Source organism: Frigoriflavimonas asaccharolytica, assembly GCF_013294015.1.
GTDB classification, from domain to species: domain Bacteria; phylum Bacteroidota; class Bacteroidia; order Flavobacteriales; family Weeksellaceae; genus Frigoriflavimonas; species Frigoriflavimonas asaccharolytica.
In genome coordinates this window covers 150356-167946 of sequence record NZ_JABSNO010000007.1, presented here as the reverse complement: position 1 = coordinate 167946, position 17591 = coordinate 150356, and the positions used below count along the sequence as shown (strand labels likewise).

Annotated in this window: 11 protein-coding genes and 1 pseudogene; 8 read left to right on the top strand and 4 right to left on the bottom strand. The window is 34.8% G+C overall.

Annotated features, from left to right (window positions below):
- The first annotated feature begins 83 nt into the window (after window positions 1-83).
- Complete coding sequence (locus tag HNQ03_RS06725) at window positions 84-287, top strand: hypothetical protein (RefSeq protein WP_173778908.1); 204 nt, start codon at window positions 84-86, stop codon at window positions 285-287.
- A gap of 80 nt (window positions 288-367) precedes the next feature.
- Here the strand turns inward: HNQ03_RS06725 and fumC are convergent, their stop codons facing one another.
- From fumC to HNQ03_RS06705, 4 genes are all read right to left on the bottom strand, one after another.
- Entirely contained in the window at window positions 368-1750 is a 1383-nt protein-coding gene (gene fumC, locus HNQ03_RS06720; RefSeq protein ID WP_173778907.1) for a class II fumarate hydratase, read from the bottom strand.
- 116 nt (window positions 1751-1866) lie between these two features.
- Window positions 1867-5418, bottom strand: coding sequence for a fibronectin type III domain-containing protein (locus HNQ03_RS06715; protein ID WP_173778906.1), 3552 nt, complete (start codon window positions 5416-5418; stop codon window positions 1867-1869).
- Between the two features lie 239 nt (window positions 5419-5657).
- Window positions 5658-9125 carry a fibronectin type III domain-containing protein gene (locus HNQ03_RS06710; protein ID WP_173778905.1) on the bottom strand — a complete coding sequence of 1156 codons (3468 nt, stop codon included), beginning with the start codon at window positions 9123-9125 and terminating at the stop codon, window positions 5658-5660.
- Between the two features lie 314 nt (window positions 9126-9439).
- Window positions 9440-9865: a T9SS type A sorting domain-containing protein gene (locus HNQ03_RS06705; protein ID WP_173778904.1), complete on the bottom strand. Its 426-nt coding sequence runs from the start codon at window positions 9863-9865 to the stop codon at window positions 9440-9442.
- A 329-nt stretch (window positions 9866-10194) separates the two neighbouring features.
- Here HNQ03_RS06705 and HNQ03_RS06700 point away from each other — a divergent pair, with 329 nt between their 5' ends.
- The 7 genes and pseudogenes from HNQ03_RS06700 to HNQ03_RS06670 all read left to right on the top strand — a co-directional run bounded on the left by HNQ03_RS06700 (window position 10195) and on the right by HNQ03_RS06670 (window position 17573).
- The gene (locus tag HNQ03_RS06700; RefSeq protein ID WP_173778903.1) at window positions 10195-10485 is read left to right on the top strand and encodes a hypothetical protein; all 291 of its coding nucleotides are present in this window, start codon (window positions 10195-10197) and stop codon (window positions 10483-10485) included.
- A 296-nt stretch (window positions 10486-10781) separates the two neighbouring features.
- Entirely contained in the window at window positions 10782-11867 is a 1086-nt protein-coding gene (gene prfA, locus HNQ03_RS06695) for a peptide chain release factor 1 (protein WP_173778902.1), read from the top strand.
- A 178-nt stretch (window positions 11868-12045) separates the two neighbouring features.
- Complete coding sequence (locus HNQ03_RS06690) at window positions 12046-13878, top strand: zinc-dependent metalloprotease (RefSeq protein WP_173778901.1); 1833 nt, start codon at window positions 12046-12048, stop codon at window positions 13876-13878.
- A gap of 113 nt (window positions 13879-13991) precedes the next feature.
- On the top strand, window positions 13992-14441 hold the full coding sequence (locus tag HNQ03_RS06685; protein ID WP_173778900.1) for a hypothetical protein: 450 nt from the start codon (window positions 13992-13994) through the stop codon (window positions 14439-14441).
- A gap of 161 nt (window positions 14442-14602) precedes the next feature.
- Window positions 14603-14811: pseudogene (locus HNQ03_RS06680) on the top strand (IS1595 family transposase); the annotation flags it as partial.
- Between the two features lie 118 nt (window positions 14812-14929).
- Entirely contained in the window at window positions 14930-17047 is a 2118-nt protein-coding gene (gene scpA / locus HNQ03_RS06675) for a methylmalonyl-CoA mutase (RefSeq protein ID WP_173778899.1), read from the top strand.
- Between the two features lie 4 nt (window positions 17048-17051).
- Window positions 17052-17573, top strand: coding sequence for a hypothetical protein (locus tag HNQ03_RS06670; protein WP_173778898.1), 522 nt, complete (start codon window positions 17052-17054; stop codon window positions 17571-17573).
- Window positions 17574-17591: the final 18 nt, after the last annotated feature.

Genomic DNA, 17591 nt, shown 5'->3' with positions numbered 1-17591 from the left:
ACATAAAGATACGTTTTCTTGCAGATATAAACAAACTTTATAACTTCTAAATAACTATTAATCAGTTGTTTAAATAGTTTTTAATGGCTGACTATATATATCGATCTGCAAGAGATATAATTTTTAAAAATTTCAAACCTTCCACAAAATCTGGACTTTCAAAACCTGTCTCAATTAATGAAAATTTTTGGAACGAATTAAAGATAAGCGAGGAAAAAGTACAGTCTAATCTCACCAAAGAAGAACAAGATTTTATCAATGAAAAAGGAGATTCAACTGAAGAATAATTTTTTAAATAAAAAAAAGCGCAAGAAAATTCTCACGCTTTTAAAATCTATTATCTATCAGTCTATTTTCTAATAGTCTTTTAAATCATATCCTCAGCTTTCACCCATTCATCAAATTGATCTGCCGTGAGCAAACCAAGATTCACGGCTTCTTCTTTCAAAGTTGTACCGTTTTTGTGAGCGGTTTTTGCAATTTTTGCAGCATTTTCGTAGCCGATGTGTGTGTTTAATGCGGTTACAAGCATTAAAGATTTATTTAATAATTCAGTAATTCTAGTTTCGTTGGCTTCAATTCCGATAGCGCAATGATCATTAAAAGAAACACAAGCATCGCCCAAAAGTTGTGCAGATTGCAAGAAATTATACGCCATCACAGGTTTGAAAACATTGAGTTCAAAATTTCCTTGTGTTCCTGCGAAAGAAATGGTAGTATCATTACCTAAAACTTGTGCGCAAACCATTGTCATAGCTTCGTTTTGTGTAGGATTTACTTTTCCTGGCATGATGGAAGATCCTGGTTCATTTTCTGGGATCATTATTTCCCCCAATCCACTTCTTGGTCCGGAAGCTAAAAAACGAATATCTTGGGCAATTTTGTAAAGAGAAACTGCCAATTGCTTCAAAGCACCGTGAGATTCTACGATGGCATCATGTGCTGCCAAAGCTTCAAATTTATTTGGAGCAGTGATGAAAGGTAAGTTTGTAAAATCTGAAATATATTTCGCAACCAAAACGTCATAACCTTTTGGTGCGTTCAAGCCAGTTCCTACGGCGGTTCCACCCAAAGCCAATTCTTGCAAATGGTCTAAGGTATTAGAAATTGCCTTCATCGCATAATCCAATTGTGCTACATAACCAGAAAATTCTTGACCAAGCGTTAAAGGTGTTGCATCCATCAAATGCGTACGACCGATTTTCACAACATTTTGAAATTTTTCGGCTTTTTCATTCAAAGTATTTCTCAATTTTTCTACGGAAGGAAGTGTGTGTTCTACTACTTTCTTGTAGGCTGCAATGTGCATTGCCGTTGGATAAGTATCGTTGGAAGATTGAGATTTATTCACATCATCATTTGGATGAACTTCTGCTTTTTCGCCTAGTTTTCCGCCAGAATTTACGTGAGATTTGTTGGATATCACTTCGTTTAAATTCATATTGGATTGCGTTCCAGAACCTGTTTGCCAGATAACTAATGGAAACTGATCTGCCAACTTGCCTTCCAAAATTTCATCACAAACAGCAGCAATTAAATCTCTTTTATTTTCTGGCAAAACACCCAATTCGCAATTTGCGAAGGCTGCAGCTTTTTTTAAGACTGCAAACGCCTCAATTATTTCTGTAGGCATAGATGCTTCTGGTCCTATTTTGAAATTGTTGCGAGAGCGTTCTGTTTGTGCACCCCAAAATTTATCTGCAGGGACTTGTACATCGCCCATGGTATCTTTTTCTACTCTAAAATTCATAGTTTTTAATATTTTGTATAAATTTAATTAATTCTGAAAGATTACACAATTGAAATTTATCACAAAAAAAACGCCGCAAAATTTTGCGGCGTTGATTTCATATTTAAAATAAATATTTACTTTTTAATTGCTTTTATCGTTTTAGTTTGTCCATTTTGATATTTCAATGTCAGAAGGTACATTCCAGATTTTAACTCTCCTAAAAATATTTTTTCATTAGGTTTTAGAATTGTTTTAATCAATCTTCCAGAAACATCATTCACTGTAATAGAAGCTAAACCTCTCACATCTGAAATATTAATAACATCTGTGAATGGATTTGGATAAATTTTCACATCATTTTTAGTTACTTCTGAAGTTGATAAGCATGCCGCATCTACTGTTGCAACTACACTTTGTTGTGCAGATTCACATTGAGAAGAAACTTTCCAGTCATAGAAATAATAATAAAGATCAGTTCTTGCAGTGTTTGTTGGTGTGGCTGTTAATGTACTAGAGTTAATAGTTAAAATACCAGGTAGAACAAAAGGATAGCCATAATTTCCACTTGGGGCAGTTGCAGAAGGATCAAAAAGTAATCCTGTAATTCCAGTGTAACTTCTTGGTCTTATTTTATAATTGGTACCAGGAAGTAAGGAGAAATTTAAAGTAGCAACATGAGCTACTGGAGTTCCAGCTGGAGAACCTGTTACATTTTCTGTTTTAGATTGCAAAATATTTCCGTTGCCATCTATAATATCAATAATTACGGTTCCAGCGGTATTGGTTGCACTTACAGGATAGATAGTAACGCTAGTTAGAGTTGATGGTGAAATAACATCAAACACCAATCCGAAATTCGTAGTTCCAGAACCACTTGTTGGTCCAGAACCATAATTTGCTTTACCAGCAGGAAGATTGTTAGATCCTATTGCAGCTGTAGCAAAATAAGTAGTTGTTGTAGTAAGTGCAGGTGAAGTGAAAGAATTTCCTGTTGATAGAAGTGTGCCTGCACCATCATACCATTGTATTGTAGCTCCAGGATCTGCAGTTGCAGATAAAGTGGCTGTTCCATTTGGACAAACCGTTGCGCCAGTAGTTGTCAAAAGAGCTGGTGGTTGACAAGAAGTTGTAAACGATGCTACATTACTCCAAGTGCTTTTGTCGATTGTGCTACAAGCTGAACGAACCCATACAAAATACGTTGAAACTGGATTTAAACCAGAGATAGTTGTTGAATTGCCAACAATACCAGTTACATTTGGAATTGTAGCAGCGGTTGGTGGAGTATTATTGGTGCTATAATAAATTTCGTATCCATTTGTTGGAACAGGTATAGCAGCTGTCCAGCTTATCGTAGCTGTGGTAGATCCTGCTCCAGAAGGTGTTACAACATCTGGTGGAAAACAAGTAGGAGCTACTTCCCAATAAACATCATCAATATATAATGCTGTAGATGCGGATCCGGAATTTTTTATTGCCAATCTTGCATTTGCTGGTACAGTATTCGGTACGATGATGGTATATTCCGAATCTATACTCGAATAAGTGATATTAGACATTGTTTTGGTTGTAAGCAATACAAATGAATTTGCATCTGTTACATTGGTGACATAGCCAAATTCTATGGTTCTTGGTCCTGTAGACACTCTTGCTTTTAATCTTAGCCAGTGAGTTCCTGCATTTATATTACTAAAAACGGGAAGAACTAATATTACTTGATTTGCGCTAGAGCTACTGAATGCGTAAACATTATTAGGAGAAGAATTAGGGGAAGTTGTTGAAATTGTTTGAGATCCTGCACCACTCACAATTCTATCCCAACAAGATGGCACAACAGATCCTGTTGGTGTCGTATCAAAGTTTTCGTACATGCTTGTAACGGATAAACAAGCTGTATTGAAAGATTGTACTGCAACCCAAGTACTAGAATCTGAGGAGCTACATTTAGATCTAATCCACACGAAATATTCGGTTGCTGGAATTAAACCAGACAGAGATTGTGATAATCCCGTCACATTAGTGTGGTTTGGCGTGGTAGAAGCTGTAGGAGCTACGCTTGTAGTAGTGTAATAAACTTCATAACCATTTGCAGGAGTTGTTGTAGATGCTACCCATGCAATATCTGCACTTGCTGATGTAATGTTACTCACTGTAGGTGCGGAAGGTGGCATACAACTAGGTATTGGTTCCCAGTACACATCATCGTAGTATAAAGCGGTGGATGTTGTTCCTGGATTTTTTATTGCTAATCTAGCGTTTGCTGGTATTGTGCTTGGTACGATGATGGTATATTCAGAATCATTACTTGTATATACTATATTATTGATGTTTTTCGATTCTATTAGTACAAATGTACTTGCATCATTAGCATTGGTGACGTATCCGAATTCTATAACTCTTGGTGCAACTCCAACTCTCGCTTTTAATCTTAACCAATGCGTACCAGCGTTTATATTACTAAATTCTGGCAAGACAACAATGGTTTGATTGGTAGTTGACGTGCTATTTTGGTAAAGGTTATTTGGAGCGGAAACAGGACTTGTTGTTGTAATGCTTTGAGTTCCAGTTCCTGCTAATCTTACCCAGCAATTTGGAACTACACTACCTGTAATAGTACTATCAAAATTTTCGTACATATAATTTAGTGGAGCACAAAGTGTATTAAAATTTGGTAATGCAATCCAAGAACTGGTATCAGACGCACTGCAAACTGATCTTACCCACACATAATAAGTGGTTGAAGGCGATAAACCAGATAAAGCTTGTGATGATCCCATTACAGAAGTGTGGTTGGGAGTTGTAGTTCCATTAGGAGCTGTATTTGTAGTACTATAATATACATCATATCCATTTGTAGGTGTTGAGCTTGATGTTGTCCAAGCTAAATCTGCAGAATTTGTTGTAATATTTGAAACTGCTATTCCTGTAGGTCCAAAACAAGTTGGAGGTGTCCAAATGTAGGTAAGGCCATCTGCAGGCATCCCTGGTGTAGATGTAACTGTATTAAACGATTGCCCACTGCTATTAGCAGTTCCTGGTGTAGAGTTACCAAAAACTGCTGTGCTCGCTGTGAGTCGATTATTAAAATCTGAATTTGTGAAACCACGCAATCCTATCTGAGTTCCCGTTCCAGAATATGTGGTAGTTCCTCCAATTAAATAATTTCCCGAAGAGTAGACCGTTGAAATTACATTGGTGCTTTCTGCTAATCGAATTTGAAATGAAAACACATAAACTTGACTTGTAGAAGTGGTGTAGGATGGTCTGAAGTTTTCCCATTGAAAAACAGCAACTCTGTTTGGCGCCGTTCCTTCTACCGTCCAACTCATGTTCCCGGATTTCCCCAAAATATCATAAATAGAATTTATACTTCTTCCCCACGCTGCAATCGCACCATCGTAGGTGGTAGTTGCGGAGATGGGAGATGTTCCAGTTGCGGAGCCAGTCCCGAAAGATACATAACCATTCGAAGACATGTTGAGGTTGGTATAACTTTGCCCATTAAATTTGAAAACGAAGGGCATCGTTACTGGGAATGATGTCAAATACAAGGAAGTAACAGTGCTATTTGATGTTGCATTTCCGAGAACTGTTCCACCAATAGAAGAGTAAGAACCATTGGCTTGTGAAAACACATAGCCGCTAACTTGGGCATTCAGCGAACCAAGTCCGAAACTTGTCAGCATTATCAGTGCTAAGCAGGTTTTAAAATTGAATCGCAGCAATTTGCGCCCCAAATTCTTAAAGTAATTTTGTTTCATGTAGTAAAGTTTTAATTTGAAGCTAAAATAACTAAAAAAACTTAATATACATTCTTTTATTTTTAAAGTAACATTGATTTTGTTGATTTATATGTAAATTAAATTTATCATAAAAAAAACGCCGCAGAAATCTGCGACGTTATCAATAATTATAAAAGAATAATTTATTTTTTAATTGCTTTTATAGATTTAGATTCTCCATTTTGATATTTTAAAGTAATTAAATACATACCCGTTCTCAAATCACCCAAATTAATTTGCGAAGTTGGTTTATTAATTGTTTTCACCAATCTTCCAGAAAGATCTGTAACGGATACAGAAACCAAACCTTTTGCATCAGAAATATTTACAATATCTGTGAAGGGATTTGGATAAAGTTTTACATCTTTCTGCTCTTTGCTATTTTCGGAAGTTCCTAGCAATGCCAAAGAATTTACCTTTATTTCATCTAATAATAAATCATCATAGAAATACCCATTTCCAGCTACATTTTTATCAACAATGAAGCGTACTTCTATGGTTTTGTTTATATAGCTTGGGTTAAGAGTTATCACTTGAGTTCTCCAAGATGCCATATTGGTATCACTTGCGAATACTGTTTCCCATGTACTTGTAGCTACATCTCTTACCATAACAGTTAATTTATTGTTGTCATAAGCTGGAAGAGTAGTGACGGTTGTAGATGAGGAGTGATTTTTAAACCAATTAAATTGAATTCCTGGATCTGTAATTCCCATCAAGTTTATTAAAGGAGTTTGAAGGGTAACATCATTTACACCTCCTGTGTATGGTGTAGAAGCGTCTACCCAAGCATAAGTACCAACTGTACTTCCATTTGGGGTAGCTCCATATCCTGGTGCACCTGTAAATTTCCACAATGCACCTGCAGAACCATCTGTACTGGTATTGCTCCAGCAATTTGGTATCGTACCAGAGCTGAAAGATTCTGTGAAAGGAGCTGAGAAAGCGATACATGCAGTGGTAAAACTTCCACCAGAAGTGTACGTACTAAAATCTGAAGAAGAACATTTAGCTCTTGCCCAAATATAATAAGTAGTTGCAGGAGTAAGTCCCGTTAAGTTTGCCATCGCAACAGCGGAGCCAACACTCACAGAATTTGTACTATTTAAAACTGTAGCAGCAGTAGGTGCACTGTTTGTAGTACTATAATATACATCATATCCACTTGCAGCAGCAGGTATTGGTGCTGTCCAAGAAACCTCTGCTGTTGTAGTATTTACACTAGAAGGTGCTATGTTTGCCAATGGTAAACACGTAGGTGCAACTTCCCAGTAAACATCATCATAATAAAATGTTATGGTAGAACTTCCACCAGCATTTTTGATAGCAACCCTTGCATTTGCAGGAACGGTAGTAGGAAGTGCGAATGTGTATTCTGCGCTTAAATCCGCATATGAAGTATTGGTAATGCTTTTTATTTCTACTATTACAAAAGAATTAGCATCATTAACATCTGTAATGTATCCAAATTCAATATCTCTTGGTGCTGCGGTTACTCTAGCTTTTAATCTCAACCAATGTGTACCCGCATTTATATTGCTAAAAGGTGGTAATATTACGATTGATTGATTTAAAACAGAACTACTATATTGGTATAAATTTCTAGTTCCAGAATTTGCACCAGTACTACTTATGGTCTGTGTTCCAGATCCTATAATTAATCTATCCCAACAATCTGGTACAATGCTAGTGGCTGCATAACTATCAAAATTTTCAAACATCGTAGCTACTGGAGTACATTCTGTTGTAAAACTTGGTAGAGCTGTCCAACTGCTTTGATCTGAAGTACTGCATACGGAACGTACCCATACATAAAAAGTTGTTGCTGCTGCCAAACCCGATAAATTTTGTGATAATCCCATAACATTAGAATGATTTGGAACACTGGCTGCTACTGGTGCCGTATTTATAGTGCTGTAATAAACATCATAGCCATTTGCAGGTGTAGAAGTAGATGCTACCCACGAAATAGTGGAAGTTGAAGTCGTAATGTTAGTTACGGTAACAGTTGTAGGAGCTAAACAAGTAGGTTTTGGCTCCCAATAAACATCATCATAATAAAAAGTGGTAGATACTGTACCAGGATTTTTAATTGCAAATCTTGCATTAGCAGGTACTGTAGCAGGTACTTCTATTGTGTATTCAGAATCTGCCGCGCCATAGGTTGTATTTGTAATATCCTTTGCTTCAATTAAAACAAATGAGTTTGCATCGGTAGGATCTGTTACGTATCCAAATTCAATTGTTCTTGGAGCTGTAGTTACTCTTCCTTTTAATCTTATCCAGTGTGTACCAGCATTAATATTACTAAAGTTTGGCAAGACAACTATTGTTTGTCTATCTGGGGTAAAACTATATTGGTACAAATTGTTTGGAGGAGAATTTGGTGTACCAGAATTAATTGTTTGTGATCCCGTACCGCTGATAATTCTATCCCAACAAATTGGGACGATACTTCCTGTAATATAACTATCAAAATTTTCATACATGTAAGTAACTGGATTACAAGCTGTAGTGAATTTATAATAACCTAGCCAACTGCTAGATTCCATACTGTTGCATGCAGACCTTACCCAAACATAGTACTCTGTAGCAGGAGTTAACGAAGTTAAATTTTGAGATATACCTGTAACACCAGAAAGTGTTGGCGAAGTTGTGGTATTTGGCGAGGTGCTACTCGTGCTATAGTAGATATCATATCCATTTGCGGGGGCAGATATTGGAGCAGTCCAAGATACCATAGCAGATGTAGTTGTAATATTATCAACTAATAATGCAGTTGGATGGATACAGGTAGTTGGTGTCCAAGTATATGTTAATCCATCTGCAGGCATTCCAGGAGGATCTACTAGCGTGTTGAAAGATTGACCATCACCACTAGCAATTCCTGCGTTAGAATTAGTAAATGCTACTGTAGATGGGTTTGTTCTATTATTAAAATCTGCACTGCTTGCACCACGCAATCCTATTTGTGCATTTGTAGAAGAAAATGCTCCAGTTCCAACCAATATAGAACCTGCGGAGTATATTGTAGAAATTTCATTTGTAGTTTCTGATAATTTTATTTGAAAAGAAAAAACATGTACTGATGTGGTTGAGGTTGAATATATAGGTCTAAAATTTTCCCACTGTATTATGGCCACCCTGTTTGGTGCAGTTCCTTGTACAGTCCAACTTATATTACCAGATTTACCTAGGACGTCACCAATAGAATTGATGGATCTTCCCCAAGCAGAAATCGCACCATTATAGGTTACGGCAGAGGAAATTGGAGTGTTGTTGGTTGCAGCACCAGCTCCAAAAGTCACATATCCATTGGAGGATACCGTTAAATCTGAATAAGATTGACCATTAAAATTAAAAGCAAAGGGTAGCGTAAGTGGATAGGAAACATTGTACAAACTTGTAGCTCCACTATTAGAAGTTGCTGCTGCCAATATCGTTCCGCTTACGGAAGTGAAAGAACTATTGTTTTGCGTAAAAATATAACTGCTTACTTGTCCTTTTACGGAATTTAACCCGAAGATTGTAAAGCAAGCTAGTACCAAAGTGGTGCGCCAATTTAGATGCAGATATCTGCTTAATAATTTCTGTAAGTAATTTTTTTCCATAGGTAATTTATTTAAATTTCAACGAAAATAAGTAAATTTAATATTAATTACATATCGTATTTTTTGAATTATTATTGTATGTTCAATGATTTTTTTAATGAATAATTACAATTAATGAATTAAAGATGATTTATTTGTAATATTAATTTTATTTGTCGGTTTTTAAGGTTGTTAGGAATCTCTTTATTTGTAAGATCACTAGGTGAGAATTAAAAATTTAAACGAAAAAGCGGCTGTAAAAGCCGCTTGAATTTAAGATTAATTGTTAAAGCTTACTTCTTAAGAGCTTTCACGGTTTTCGTTGTTCCATTTTGTTATTTTAAAGTAATTAAATACATACCAGTTTTCAAATCTCCCAAATTTATTTGTGAAGTTGGTTTATTAATTGTTTTCACCAATCTTCCAGAAAGATCTGTAACGGATACAGAAACCAAAGCTTTTGCATCAGAAACATTTACAATATCTGTGAAGGGATTTGGATAAAGTTTTACATCTTTCTGCTCTTTGCTATTTTCGGAAGTTCTTAGCAATGCCAAAGAATTTACCTTTATTTCATCTAATAGCAAATCGTCATAAAAATACCCATTTCCAGCTACGTTTTTATCAACAATAAAGCGTACTTCTATGGTTTTGTTTATATAGCTTGGGTTAAGCGTTATCACTTGAGTTCTCCAAGATGCCATATTGGTATCACTTGCGAGTACTGTTTCCCAAGTACTTGTAGCTACATCTCTTACCATGACGGTTAATTTATTATTGTCGTAAGCAGGAAGAGTAGTGATGGTTATAGATGAGGAGTGGTTAATTGCAAATATTTATATTTTTAAAGTAAAAATAGTTATAAATTAATATGTAAGTTTGTTATCTATTAAATATTTAATAATATTAGTTATTCGAATAAACATAGTTTTACTTCAATCCCAATTTAAACAATAGTACTAATTGCTATAAATTTAAAAATCTTCATTGCACTTTTTTATTTATACTTTTATTAAATATGGTAAAAATTACCCTAGAAAACTTTTTATTTTAGATTAAAAGAATTATTTTTGCTAAAAATTATAATAAAATGATTACCATATTATCTTCTTTCTGGCCTTTTTATCAATTCCTTTGGATTGTATTTTTCATCACCATGTTCCTTATCGGTTTTTGGTGTATATTTATGTTCTTCGGCTATGTAATCCCTATTTGGTTAACGGTAGGTTTGAGAGAATATTTCGGGAAAACAAAACCATTTAATCCAGAAGATATCCGCAGAAAGAAAATCTATGAGCAAGAAGGAGTTACTGTTATTTTTAACGAACCAAAAGGGCATGGTCCATTTTTGCATGCTCACGACGATCACGCTCATCATTAATTAAACTTTTCACTTTTCAAAAAGTGCGATTATATAAAGATTGTTTTCTAGAAAGCAATCTTTTTTTCTTTTTAGAAACAGAAAGAGGGTCGCTTTTTTTAAAAAGTTAGCCTGCTATCCACTATATCTGTATTTGCGAGGTACGAAGCAATCCCATTATCAGATTGCTTTATACCTCGCAAAAACAGGATGCCGTTCCTATCAGGGTTAGGTTATAAAGTGTTTCATTTTTCAAAATTCAAAATAGAAAACTTTCTTTTTTCATTCACTATCTTTGCATTCACAAAATATCACGCATGTCTCAATCTCTTATACCAAAATTACAAGCCATAAAGCAACGCTACAATGAAGTTGCAGATCTCATCATACAACCAGAAATAATTTCTGATCAGAAAAAATATTCAACCTTAAACAAAGAATACAGCGATTTAGGAAAAATCGTTGCCGTGTTTGATAAGTATACTCAAGCTTTGACTACAATTGAGGAATCCGACGAAATAATCGCAGATGGATCTGATAAAGAGTTTGTAGAAATGGCAAAAGTAGAAAAATACGAAGCCATGGATCAATTACCAGTTTTTGAGGAGGAGTTGAAAGTACTGCTAATCCCAAAAGATCCTACAGACGATAAAAACGTAATTGTAGAACTTCGCTCCGGAACTGGAGGAGATGAAGCAGCCATTTTTGTAGAAGATATTTACAGAATGTACAGCATGTATTTCAAAACGAAAGGTTGGAAGCATGAAATCACAGATTCCAGCGAAGCCAGCAAAGGTTACAAAGAATTGGTGATCAAAGTAGAAGGACAAGGAGTTTATGGAATTATGAAATTTGAATCTGGTGTTCACCGCGTTCAAAGAGTTCCGGAAACAGAATCTCAGGGAAGAGTGCATACTTCTGCAATTACTATTGCTGTTTTGCCAGAAGCCGAAGAAATAGATTTCGAATTAAATCCTGCCGATATAGAAATGCAAACGTCCCGTTCTGGTGGTGCAGGTGGACAAAACGTGAATAAGGTAGAAACTAAAGTACAACTAACGCACAAACCTTCTGGGATGGTAGTTGTTTGTCAACAAGCTCGTTCTCAACTCGCAAATAGAGAATTAGCAATGGAGATGCTTCGTACCAAATTATACGATATAGAAGTTCAAAAATCTGTCGGCGATATTGCAGCACAAAGAAAATCTATGGTTTCTACAGGAGATCGTTCTGCAAAAATAAAAACTTACAACTATTCCCAAGGTAGAGTTACAGACCATCGTGTAAATAAATCTTTGTATAATCTAGATGCATACATGAATGGCGATATTCAAGAAATGATAGATGCCGTAATCATGGCAGAAAATGCCGAGAAAATGAAAGGGGAGGAAGAAAATTATTAAATTATCTTCAAACTATAAAAAATTCTACATCTGCGATTAATAAATCGCAGATTTTTTTTGATTATTTATTAAATATCCCTTAAACATTATTAAATTTTTATTAATATGAAAATAATATAAATTATTGTTTGTGTACCCAATAAATATTATCTTTGTTTCCAATTTTAAAAAATAAAATATGAAAAAGTATTTACTACTTATTTTTACTGCGCTGTTTTTTTCTTATGCGTCTGCACAAGAGCCTTGTGCATTTGATCAAAACCAAGCAAGATTAGAAAAAGCAAATCCAGCAATAAAGCAAGCACGCGAAGAAGCGGAAGCTAAATTGATGGCAATGGATATCCAAAAATTCTTGAGAGATAATGGACACGGATCTTTAACAGGTAAAGCGGAAACTGTTTATGAAATTCCAGTAGTAGTTCACTTGCTGAATGATGGTACTGCACCTTTAAGAACAGATGCAGAAATTATTACCTGGATCAACAATTGTAATAAATTCTATGATACTACTTTTGGAGGAGACTGGCTTACTGTTGCTCAAGGTGGTACAGTAATTCCATTTAAATTGGTTTTGGCAAAAAGATCTCCAACTTGTGGAGCGACTACAGGTATCAACCAAATAAATGTAACTGCTACTTATCCTCAATATACAACTACAGGATTAAATAGTGATAATACCAATGGTGTTTCTCCAGACCAAGCAAGAGCTTTATCCAGATGGGATCCACAATCTTATTACAATATTTATGTAGTTAATACTTTTGATTCTACACCAGTTTCTCAAACTGGAGGTTTGCAAGGTTACGCTAGTTTTCCTACAAATCCAGATGCATCTTTTGATACTTTCATGAAGGCTTATGTAGTGATAGATGCAAACGATCCTACAACATTGCCACATGAGTTCGGACATTCTTTAGGTTTGGATCATCCATTTAATACAGGAACTACAACTGCTTGTCCTACGGTTACATCTGGAGGTTGCACAACGGATAACGATAAAGTATGTGATACACCTTCTACCAAAAGCCTTTTAGGTGTAGATCCTTTGCCTGCAAATGGCTCCGTAAATCCATGTGATGCAGCAGGTTGGAATAATGTGCAATTTAATGTAATGAACTACACAAGTTCTAGCAGATTATTCACACAAGGACAAAAAAATAGAGGAACGGCATTGTTTTTAGCAAATAGAAGCGGTCTTACTACATCTTTAGGCGGAACTCCTCCTTCTGCAAGTTCGCCAACACTTGTTGCCGCAGCTTGTGTGCCAAATGTAAATAATACAAATACTGGTAATTTTCAATTTGGCCCTACTTTAGTAAAATTAGGAACTATTAATAATGCAACTACAGGAAGTAATAATAGTAATAACAACAAAACGTACTATGATTATTCTTTGCTTACTTGTAGCAATACAAAATATTCTACTACATTATCTGCCAATTCAAATCCACAATCAATCACCTTATCTTGTACTACAAATGACAATGTTTTTAATGTTTATATAGATTACAACAACGACGGAGCTTTCAATGAAAGTACAGAAAAAATAATTTCATCGCTCACTGTTCCAGCTGGTACACAAAGTATCAATACATTTGTAATTCCTTCTACGGGAGTTGTTCTAGACACTCCGTTGAGAATGAGAGTTGTAGGTGCAGATGATAGTTATGCAAGTTGCGCTACTAATATTGCTTATGGTCAAGTAGAAGATTATATGGTAACTATTACCAATGCAACATTGGCTGTGGAAAATAATGGAACAAAAAATAATGGCATCTCATTATATCCTAATCCATCAAATGATGGTGTCTTCAGTATCAAATTTGGAGATGCATCTATAAAAAATGTTCAAGTTGCAATAGTAGATATGGCCGGAAGATTAGTATATCAAAATACCGGAACAGCCAACAATAGCGTTTTGAACGTAGATTCTAAATTAACTAAAGGTAATTATATCGTAAAAATTAATTCTGGTAAAACAGAAACAACAGAAAAATTAATTGTTAAATAGGCTCATTTAATAATTTATACTTTAATTTGGGTAATCTATTTTTTTAGATTACCCATTTTATTTTAAATAAAATGGCAGCAGCAAATTTCAACTAATCTAATAATTTAAAAAAAATGAAAAGTAATTTCTTATTCATCTTTGCATTTCTATTATTTATGCAATGCAATTCTCAAAAGACTAAAAAATCTTTCAAACAAAGCACTACTTTTGAAAATATTGAAAAATTAAAAGGTAAATGGTACAATACGCTACTAAAAGTGCAAAAAAATGGTACCGAAACCAACTTAAAAATGGAATGCCAAGGAAAATCCTATTGGGAAATAGCTGAAACTGATGGTAGACATAATTTAATAAAACATTTTGCTACAGGTAAAAACTGCACTTTACATGAAATTAAAACAGGTGGACTTAATTTTACTAATGGCAATTTAAATTATACAGAAAATGACATCCGTAAATCCGAAACACTACAAAAATTGTCCGACAAACAATTTAAAATTTCAGAAAAAAGTTTTTTAAATGGAGAGTCTATTTTAGTTGAAAATTATTACGAGAAAAAATAAACGAATCATTTTATATTCAAATTTTGAAGTCTGAACTTTCAGAATTTAATTAGACAAAAAAACCTCAAAGTCAATCAACTTTGAGGTTTTCTTTAGATTAAGTGAGCAACTAATCCAAATCTAGTTTTGAATGATCAAATTTAGAGTGATAAAGGATTAAATTTCAAGTCGTACACACAATGATTCATCAGTTTGAATCATGGATTAGAACCACATATTCTTGGATGAGTCCCAATAATTGAAAAGGTACCTCAAAGAATTTTGTTTTCGTATTAATCGATCTCAAAGTAAATCTACAATATTCAACAACTTATTAAAGAGAATGGTTGAAAATGATAAAATCTATCAATCTGAATTAGTATGCAATTAACTACCTACTTAAATTAAAAAAAATAAAATTGCCGAAAAAGCTCTAGAATTTTAGTATTAAATGAATTCTTTTCTTTGCCCAAAAATTTGTAAATTTACTTCCACCGAATATTCTAAAAATGCGAACGAAAATCCAGAACGAAAATCCAGATTTCAAAATTAATTTTCCAGAAAGTTTACCTTACTTTTTTGAAAAAGATGGCTTAGAAATGAAATCTGCATATACTGCAACTGATGCAAAACCATTAATAGAAAACAAAACAGTTGCCGGAATTGCACCTTTTCTTCGTGGTCCATATTCTACAATGTACGTGAAAAAACCATGGACAATCCGACAATATGCAGGTTTTTCCACTGCCGAAGAATCCAACGCTTTTTACCGTAGGAATCTTGCAGCCGGACAAAAAGGACTTTCCGTAGCTTTTGATCTAGCAACGCATCGCGGTTACGATTCCGACCATCCAAGAGTAGAAGGAGATGTAGGAAAAGCTGGAGTTGCCATAGATTCTGTAGAAGATATGAAGATTTTATTTGATCAAATTCCACTCGATCAAATTTCGGTTTCTATGACGATGAATGGTGCAGTTTTGCCCATTTTAGCTTTTTATATTGTTGCCGCAGAAGAACAAGGTGTTGCGGAAAATCTACTTTCTGGAACGATACAAAACGATATTTTGAAGGAATTTATGGTGAGAAATACCTACATCTATCCGCCAAAACCATCTATGAAAATTATTTCAGATATTTTTGAATATACTTCGCAAAATATTCCGAAATTCAATTCAATTTCTATCTCGGGTTACCACATGCAAGAAGCTGGAGCAACGCCAGTTTTAGAAATGGCTTATACTTTGGCAGATGGTTTGGAATATGTGAAAACTGGAATAGAAGCAGGTCTGAAAATTGATGATTTCGCACCAAGATTGTCCTTCTTTTGGGCAATTGGGATGAATCATTTTATGGAAATTGCAAAATTGCGCGCAGCAAGATATATTTGGGCAAATTTAATTTCGAAATTCAAGCCAGAAAATCAGAAATCTTTGGCTTTGAGAACGCATTGTCAAACGTCTGGTTGGAGTTTAACCGAACAAGAACCATTTAATAATGTAACCAGAACTACCATTGAAGCACTTTCGGCAGTTTTGGGTGGCACACAATCTTTACACACCAACGCTCTGGATGAAGCAATCGCACTTCCCACAGATTATTCTGCAAAAATTGCGAGAAATACCCAGATTATTCTGCAACAAGAAAGCGGAATTTGCCAAGTGGTAGATCCTTTCGGTGGCAGTAATTTGGTAGAATCATTAACGCAAAAAATGATCGATGAAGCCATGATTTTCATCAATGAAATTGAGGAAGCAGGTGGAATGACGAAAGCCATAGAAGAAGGAATTCCGAAAATGAGGATTGAAGAAGCTGCCGCAAAAAAACAAGCAAAAATTGATAGTGGCGAAGAATTAATCATCGGTGTAAATGCTTTTCAATCTTCCCAAAAACAATTGGATTTGGAAATTTTAGATATCGATAATACCGAAGTTCGCCGCAAACAATTGGAACGTTTAGCTTCTGTAAAAGCAAACAGAAATAGTGATGAGGTTGAAGAAATTTTGCAGAAAATGCGAGATGCAGCAAAAAATTCAGACCAAAATCTTTTAACGCTTGCCATAGATGCTGCTAGAAAAAGAGCCACACTTGGTGAAATTTCTGATGCAATGGAAACCAGTTTTGGGCGATACAAAGCCAATATAAAAACCATATCTGGAGTTTATGCTATGAATGCAGGAAAAAATGAATATTTTGAAAAAGCTTTGGCGCTTTCTCAAAAATTTGAAGATCAAGAAGGTAGAAGACCAAGAATAATGGTTGCCAAAATGGGACAAGATGGTCATGATCGTGGTGCAAAAGTGGTGGCAACATCCTTCGCAGACATGGGTTTTGACGTAGATGTTTCCCCGCTTTTCCAAACGCCAGAAGAAGTTGCAAAGCAAGCCATAGAAAACGATGTGCATATTTTAGGAATCTCTTCTTTGGCTGCCGGACACAAAACGTTGGTACCGAAAGTGGTAAAAGAAATGCAAAAATTGGGAGCGGAAGATATTTTGGTAGTTGTGGGTGGTGTAATTCCGCAGCAAGATTACGATTATCTTTATGAAAATGGTGCAAATTTTATTTTCGGACCAGGAACGAATTTACCGAAATCTGCTTGTGAGATTTTGGAGGGGATGATGAAATGATAAAATGATAAAACAATTTTTAATTACAGATGCAAAAAGCACAAAAGTCGTTCAATCCCTAAAAGGAATTGAGATATTTAATTATGATTTTTGTGTAGATTGGGCAATAGAATTATTAGTAAACAATATTGTTACAGAAAATATTCAGATCGTTGCTGGTTTTCATAAACCTGTCAACTCTTTGGAGATCAATCCCTACGTTACAGAGATTCTGAAAGAATTTAATTTAAGAGAATTTTATGGGGATGAAGCAGTACAAAATAATGCCTACTCGGAAGTAGAAAAAATTTTGAATGATGAAGGAGTTCTTATTACAAACTTGAACCATCTTTGTAAAATTTGCATAGATAATGATTATGACGATAACCTATATCCATTTTATTTGCTAAAATTTTCTTGGGAGGATTTGATTGATTTAGGAACTTCATACCATAATTATAATGTAACATTTGAGAACTTTAATAAAGTTTGTATTTATGAAGCAAAAAAATGGATGTTAAATTTTGACAGAAAATATGAAGAGTAATTTCTTTTGTAAAATTGA

What these genes read in the sequence shown, in the direction of transcription:
- HNQ03_RS06685 (WP_173778900.1), top strand. Translation starts at nt 13,992, where the DNA reads ATGAAAAGTAATTTCTTATTCATCTTTGCATTTCTATTATTTATGCAA.
- HNQ03_RS06700 (WP_173778903.1), top strand. Translation starts at nt 10,195, where the DNA reads ATGATTACCATATTATCTTCTTTCTGGCCTTTTTATCAATTCCTTTGG.
- fumC (WP_173778907.1), bottom strand. Translation starts at nt 1,750, where the DNA reads ATGAATTTTAGAGTAGAAAAAGATACCATGGGCGATGTACAAGTCCCT.
- HNQ03_RS06715 (WP_173778906.1), bottom strand. Translation starts at nt 5,418, where the DNA reads ATGCTGACAAGTTTCGGACTTGGTTCGCTGAATGCCCAAGTTAGCGGC.
- HNQ03_RS06710 (WP_173778905.1), bottom strand. Translation starts at nt 9,125, where the DNA reads ATGGAAAAAAATTACTTACAGAAATTATTAAGCAGATATCTGCATCTA.
- HNQ03_RS06690 (WP_173778901.1), top strand. Translation starts at nt 12,046, where the DNA reads ATGAAAAAGTATTTACTACTTATTTTTACTGCGCTGTTTTTTTCTTAT.
- HNQ03_RS06670 (WP_173778898.1), top strand. Translation starts at nt 17,052, where the DNA reads ATGATAAAACAATTTTTAATTACAGATGCAAAAAGCACAAAAGTCGTT.
- HNQ03_RS06705 (WP_173778904.1), bottom strand. Translation starts at nt 9,865, where the DNA reads ATGGTAAGAGATGTAGCTACAAGTACTTGGGAAACAGTACTCGCAAGT.
- HNQ03_RS06725 (WP_173778908.1), top strand. Translation starts at nt 84, where the DNA reads ATGGCTGACTATATATATCGATCTGCAAGAGATATAATTTTTAAAAAT.
- scpA (WP_173778899.1), top strand. Translation starts at nt 14,930, where the DNA reads ATGCGAACGAAAATCCAGAACGAAAATCCAGATTTCAAAATTAATTTT.
- prfA (WP_173778902.1), top strand. Translation starts at nt 10,782, where the DNA reads ATGTCTCAATCTCTTATACCAAAATTACAAGCCATAAAGCAACGCTAC.